The organism is Halomonas sp. KX33721 (assembly GCF_001596805.1).
Classification (GTDB): domain Bacteria; phylum Pseudomonadota; class Gammaproteobacteria; order Pseudomonadales; family Halomonadaceae; genus Vreelandella; species Vreelandella aquamarina.
The window spans coordinates 1-5,169 of record NZ_LVIA01000056.1; the positions used below are offsets into that span (position 1 = coordinate 1).

6 protein-coding genes and 3 tRNA genes are annotated in these 5,169 nt (G+C 56.0%); 1 reads left to right on the top strand and 8 read right to left on the bottom strand.

Features of this window, described 5'->3' with window-relative positions:
- Positions 1-382: 382 nt before the first annotated feature.
- From A3220_RS15905 to A3220_RS15930, 6 genes are all read right to left on the bottom strand, one after another.
- Positions 383-470, bottom strand: a tRNA-Ser gene (locus A3220_RS15905).
- Between the two features lie 91 nt (positions 471-561).
- Complete coding sequence (locus A3220_RS15910) at positions 562-1,068, bottom strand: YiiD C-terminal domain-containing protein (protein WP_062375899.1); 507 nt, start codon at positions 1,066-1,068, stop codon at positions 562-564.
- Positions 1,069-1,100: 32 nt separating this feature from the next.
- The gene (locus tag A3220_RS15915; protein WP_062375901.1) at positions 1,101-1,661 is read right to left on the bottom strand and encodes a nitroreductase; all 561 of its coding nucleotides are present in this window, start codon (positions 1,659-1,661) and stop codon (positions 1,101-1,103) included.
- 29 nt (positions 1,662-1,690) lie between these two features.
- Positions 1,691-2,524 (bottom strand): NADPH-dependent 7-cyano-7-deazaguanine reductase QueF, encoded by an 834-nt coding sequence (gene queF / locus A3220_RS15920; protein ID WP_062375904.1) that lies wholly within the window; start codon positions 2,522-2,524, stop codon positions 1,691-1,693.
- Positions 2,525-2,585: 61 nt separating this feature from the next.
- Complete coding sequence (locus A3220_RS15925; RefSeq protein WP_062375906.1) at positions 2,586-3,359, bottom strand: ABC transporter permease; 774 nt, start codon at positions 3,357-3,359, stop codon at positions 2,586-2,588.
- Positions 3,356-4,318 (bottom strand): ABC transporter ATP-binding protein, encoded by a 963-nt coding sequence (locus A3220_RS15930; RefSeq protein ID WP_062375909.1) that lies wholly within the window; start codon positions 4,316-4,318, stop codon positions 3,356-3,358. Before A3220_RS15930 ends, A3220_RS15925 begins: the two co-directional genes overlap by 4 nt.
- Positions 4,319-4,642: 324 nt before the next feature.
- Here A3220_RS15930 and A3220_RS15935 point away from each other — a divergent pair, with 324 nt between their 5' ends.
- Complete coding sequence (locus A3220_RS15935; protein ID WP_062375913.1) at positions 4,643-4,921, top strand: methyl-accepting chemotaxis protein; 279 nt, start codon at positions 4,643-4,645, stop codon at positions 4,919-4,921.
- A 42-nt stretch (positions 4,922-4,963) separates the two neighbouring features.
- Here the strand turns inward: A3220_RS15935 and A3220_RS15940 are convergent.
- Together A3220_RS15940 and A3220_RS15945 are read right to left on the bottom strand one after the other, a co-directional pair.
- A tRNA-Ala gene (locus A3220_RS15940) sits at positions 4,964-5,040 on the bottom strand.
- A gap of 25 nt (positions 5,041-5,065) precedes the next feature.
- A tRNA-Glu gene (locus A3220_RS15945) sits at positions 5,066-5,139 on the bottom strand.
- Between the last annotated feature and the right edge of the window lie 30 nt (positions 5,140-5,169).

Genomic DNA, 5,169 nt, shown 5'->3' on the forward strand with positions numbered 1-5,169 from the left:
AGTGGCAGGCGAACAGGCCTCCCAGGGTAAGACGCGCGACCTTCCTCCCATCTACCCGCCGCATCTACTTCCACATCTTCTGGATAGCTATTGGGCTTCGAGTTTCATGGCCCTCTCGCCCAGATGTGGCTGCCTCATATGCGGTTCCTGTTCGTCGGGCCAGGAGTTTGCCTACAGCTTCCTTCAGATTCCGCCTCACGACGAACACCCTTGCTGTTCAGCTAACGGTTCCCGCTATCAGGGTCCGTAGGGGACTTTCACCCCCAAGTCATCCGGCCAACCACCACGGCGGACCGGATAGCGCCTAATTGGCGCTGCGCGCCATGCCTGGCGCACCACAAAAAAAGCCCGCTGATTGCTCAGCGGGCTTTTTTAAATTCTGTGGCGGAGAGGGAGGGATTCGAACCCTCGAAGCCTTTCGACTTACACACTTTCCAGGCGTGCTCCTTCGACCACTCGGACACCTCTCCACATTTTAGCTCTGCTGTTAGGCGCTGCCTTTCTCAACAGAACGGCGCATATTCTATGGTCTAAGCCGTGAAATAGCAAGCCTTTTCCTGCCTAGGCGTTTGGCAGCACGGCGTAGCGGCCTATGGCTTCTAGGCAGAGCGAATCTCCGCAGTAGAGCTGATGGGTTAGCTCAATGCTGCCCTTACCTCGTTCACTGAGTTTAGCAGCAAGCTGTGCAGGGCCATCCGGATGGCTGGGGGCGCAGGTCATGCGGTAGTCACCTGTAACCGGGGAAAGAAAGCGTTGGCTGGCTTCAGCAACCACCACATCCTGCGCCCTGCCCTGCTGGCGAAGCCAGAGAGTGACCCAGCACCAGCCTTGTAGCGTGGCTTGTGCGCTCAGCGCGCCGCCAAAGCCGGTGCCTTTGTCGTTGAGGTTAGGTGTGAGCGCCAGTTGCCACGTGAGCGCGCCGCTGGCTTGGTTCATGCGGGTAATGCCAAGTGCCTCCACCATGGGAATGGCCGCTTCCAGCCAGTGCTGAAAGGCGGCCAGGTCCTCCTCGCCTTCCGGTAGCGGTAAGCGGGGATGTGGAATGCCGGGTTGGCGGGGCTGACTCATGGCGACTTCCTTGGCATTACAGGGGCGTAGATTTAATCCCAATGCTCGACAAAATCCGCGCTGTTGTGGGTTGCCACTGGCTTGTGGCGACCCGCTAGGCTGCCCAAATAGATAAAGGCAACGACTTCGTCATCTTCATCCAGACCCAGGCCTTTGCGCACCACGGGATCAAACGCGTATTTTCCGCTGCGCCACATGGCCCCTAGACCTAGCGCGTGGGCCGCCAGCAAAATGCCGTGAGCGGAACAACCTGCTGAAATCACCTGCTCGATTTTCGGCACTTTGGGAAGGTCCGGCGTCACCTTGGCAATCACCGCGATAATCATCGGTGCGCGCAGGGGCTTTTTGCGCGCGGAGTTTAGCGTGTCGTCACTGGCGTGGGGGTCTTCCTGAAATTCGGCTTCAGCAAACAGCTCGCCCAGGCGCTCCCGACCTTCGCCGGAGAACTCGATAAAGCGCCACGGGCGCAGCTCTTTGTGATCAGGGGCACGCAGGGCCGCTTGGTATATGGCGCTAAGCTGGTCGGCGCTGGGGGCAGGCTCGGTGAGCTTGCCCATGGAGCTACGTTCGTGAAGCAGCGTGAGGGCGTCCATGATAACTTCTTCTCCATTAAAGGTGAGCGTTACTGCCGGGCAAGGCGCAGCAGGCTGGGGGGTGTCAGCCCTGGGGTGGCTCGCCAGGGGCTGATATCTAGGCCGCCACGGCGCACGTAGCGGGCCAATACCAGCAGCTCTTCTGGCTTCGCTTGCTGCATTACGTCCGTAAAAATATGTTCGACGCAGTGCTCGTGAAAATCCTGGTGCTGGCGGTAGCCAATTAGGTAGCGCAGTAGCCCTTCTCGGTCGAGCTTGGGGCCTTTATAGCGAATCAAGACGCTTCCCCAATCCGGCTGACCGGTCACCGGGCAGTTGGATTTTAGCAGATGCGAATGCAGCGTCTCTTCGACGATCTCATCACTGGCAGTAAGGTGCGTGGCACTTGGCGTGTAGTCGCTCACCTCGATATCCAGGTCGTCTAAGCACTCCCCCGGCAGGCGCTGAGGGGCCAGTTCACTATCGTCCACCCCCAGCAGCTTAACGCTTACGCTGGCACCGGCAGCGCTGCTGAGGTCACGCACTAGCGTCTCTTCTACCTTAGCTTGGCTGGCAAAGCGGGTTTGGTTGAGGCTGTTGAGATAGAGCTTCCAGGATTTGGACTCAATCAGATGGGGCGAGCTTGCTGGCAGACGGAAGCGTGCCACGGCGACAATCGGCTTGCCGCGGCCATTGAGCCAGGAGACTTCAAACGCGTGCCACTCATCTTCGCCAACAAACGGCAGTGCGCCCTCTTCAATGCCCAGCGGCGCACGATTGGCCGCACGGGGAATGGGGTACAGCAACCCTGCATCGTACTGCTCGGGGTAAGCAGAATCACGCCCCAAGGGCGCATGTTCTAAGGTATCGGGGCGGTGTACCATGAAAACTCTCTTAGTCGTGCCATCTTATAAGGGTATTTCAATCAAGGCTGTGAAGGCGACCCTAGCTACGTATGCCTTTGCCACGCTCTAGCATGGTCAGCGCCACCATAAACAGTACGACGATAAAAGCAAAAATAGCAGCCAATGCCCAACCTACCGGAATATCAGAAACACCTAAAAAGCCGTAACGGAAGACATTCACCATATACAGAATCGGGTTGAGCATTGAGACGCCTTGCCAGAAGTCCGGCAGCATCGAAATCGAGTAAAACACCCCACCTAAATAGGTGAGCGGCGTCAGAATAAACGTTGGCACGATGGAGATATCATCAAACTTGTTCGCCAGCAGCGCGTTAATAAAGCCACCAATGGAGAATAGCGCCGAGGTGAGCACCACCACTAATACGGTAAGCAGCGGATGCTCAACCGTTAAGCGGGTAAAGAACAGCGATACCAGCGTCACGATCAGCCCCACACCCAAGCCACGAGCCATTCCGCCCAAAATAAAGCCCGAAAGAATGACACCATTCGGCATCGGCGACACCATCATCTCTTCAATGGAGCGCTGAAACTTATTGGAAAAGAAGCTAGAGGCCACGTTGGAGTAGCTGTTGGTGATCACCGACATCATGATCAGCCCTGGCACAATGAAGTCCATATAGCTGAAGCCATCCATCTCACCAATGCGCGAGCCGATCAGGCTGCCGAAAATGATGAAGTACATGGCCATGGTGATCGACGGTGGCAGCAGGGTTTGCGGCCAGATTCGGGTGAAGCGCTTGATCTCTTTAAGCACTAGCGTCCATAAAGCCACGAGGGTTTGCATTGCATTCATGCGCGGGCCTCCTGCTTTTCACGCTGGTCGATGGCCTGCTGACTGCTCTCTACCATGGAAACAAACATCTCCTCTAAGCGGTTGGCACGGTTACGCATCGAGACGACCTGAATGCCCTGCGCGCTTAACGCACTGAACACATCGTTCAACTGCTGGCCACGATGAATCACCAGCGCCAGCTGGGAGGGCTCGATTTGCTGCAGCTCAAAGCCTTCAATGGTGGGCACTTGCTCCACCGGCTCGGCGAGATCCAGTAGGAAGGTTTCGGTGTCCAGTTCCGCCAGCAGCTCGCGCACGCTGGTGTTCCGCACAATTTCGCCATGGTTGATGATGGCGATATTGCGGCACAGGCTCTCGGCTTCTTCGAGGTAGTGCGTGGTCAGAATGATCGTGGTGCCTTCATCCTGATTAATACGCCGCATATACTCCCACATGCTGCGGCGGAGCTCGATATCGACCCCGGCAGTGGGCTCGTCGAGAATCAGCAACTTGGGTCGGTGCATCAAGGCACGCGCAATCATTAGGCGGCGCTTCATACCTCCTGAGAGCATTCGCGCACTGCCGTTGCGCTTTTCCCACAGCCCTAAATCGGTCAGCAGCTGCTTGGCGCGAGGCAACGCTTCGCTGCGCTTCATGCCGTAGTAACCTGCCTGGGCCAGCACGATATCCAGCACTTTCTCAAACTGGTTGAAGTTGAATTCCTGCGGCACCACGCCGAGCTGGTACTTGGCTTTAGCGAAGTCTTTATCAATGTCGATTCCAAAAATCGACACTTTACCCGCCGTTTTCTGCACTAGCGAGCAAACGACGCCAAGGGTGGTGGACTTTCCTGCGCCGTTGGGGCCCAGCAGCGCAAAAAAATCGCCCTGCTGGACGTCTAAATCGATACCTTTTAACGCTTGGAAGCCGTTGCCATACACCTTGGTAAGGCCACGGATCGACAATGCCGGTTCGGCCATGAATATGTCCTGTCAGCAAGTGGGGAGCAAAAAGAGCTAGAAGGGAGGATATCGGGGCATGCATATATTTTTTCAAGTTTGCGGCTTATAACCTCTGAACCACCACTTCCATGCCCCTGATTTTTCTCTATTTAGCACTACATTAGGTGATACTTTGCCACGCTATTGCTGCGATAGCGCCTAGATTAATACTTTGGTATTAGCCTAGCGTCCGCCTGCCCAGGCAGAGGCACTTCAAGGGAACATGCTGACCATATAAGCGAGCCTAACCGATAGGGACGCTGATCTTCCAAACCATTCTGGATAATACGCAGCAAACCGGCAGTGGCTTTTGCGCAGGTCAGCAATGGTGCCGCCTTGGCAGATACCACCAAGCAGCGTATGCAGGATATTGATCAGCGAATTCAGCGCGTAAACGACCTGTTCTCAGACATGACCGCCGCCACCCACGAGCAAACCCGTGGCATTGAGCAAATTAATGTGGCCATCGCCCAGTTAGATCAGGCGGCCCAAGACAACGCCTCAATGGTGCAGCAAACAGCCACCGCCGCCCAAACGGCACGCACGCAAAAACGCCGCTTGATAAGCGGTGAATGGCAATAACTAGATTGGGGATCAAGCAAAACTTTAGAAAGGGGGTTTGCATGGAGCGGGAAAAGAGATTCGAACTCTCGACCCTCGCCTTGGCAATGGCGATTGCTCTACCACTGAGCTATTCCCGCAATTCCGATACCTTAACGATTTAAGTGGCGTCCCATAAGGGTTCGAACCCTTGTTACCGCCGTGAAAGGGCGGTGTCCTAGACCACTAGACGAATGGACGTTTCATTGCCTCGTCGAGGTGGCGCGTAT

Bases quoted from the DNA above. Each gene is read 5' to 3' on its own strand.
- A3220_RS15910 (WP_062375899.1), bottom strand. From the start codon at position 1,068: ATGAGTCAGCCCCGCCAACCCGGCATTCCACATCCCCGCTTACCGCTA.
- A3220_RS15915 (WP_062375901.1), bottom strand. From the start codon at position 1,661: ATGGACGCCCTCACGCTGCTTCACGAACGTAGCTCCATGGGCAAGCTC.
- queF (WP_062375904.1), bottom strand. From the start codon at position 2,524: ATGGTACACCGCCCCGATACCTTAGAACATGCGCCCTTGGGGCGTGAT.
- A3220_RS15925 (WP_062375906.1), bottom strand. From the start codon at position 3,359: ATGAATGCAATGCAAACCCTCGTGGCTTTATGGACGCTAGTGCTTAAA.
- A3220_RS15930 (WP_062375909.1), bottom strand. From the start codon at position 4,318: ATGGCCGAACCGGCATTGTCGATCCGTGGCCTTACCAAGGTGTATGGC.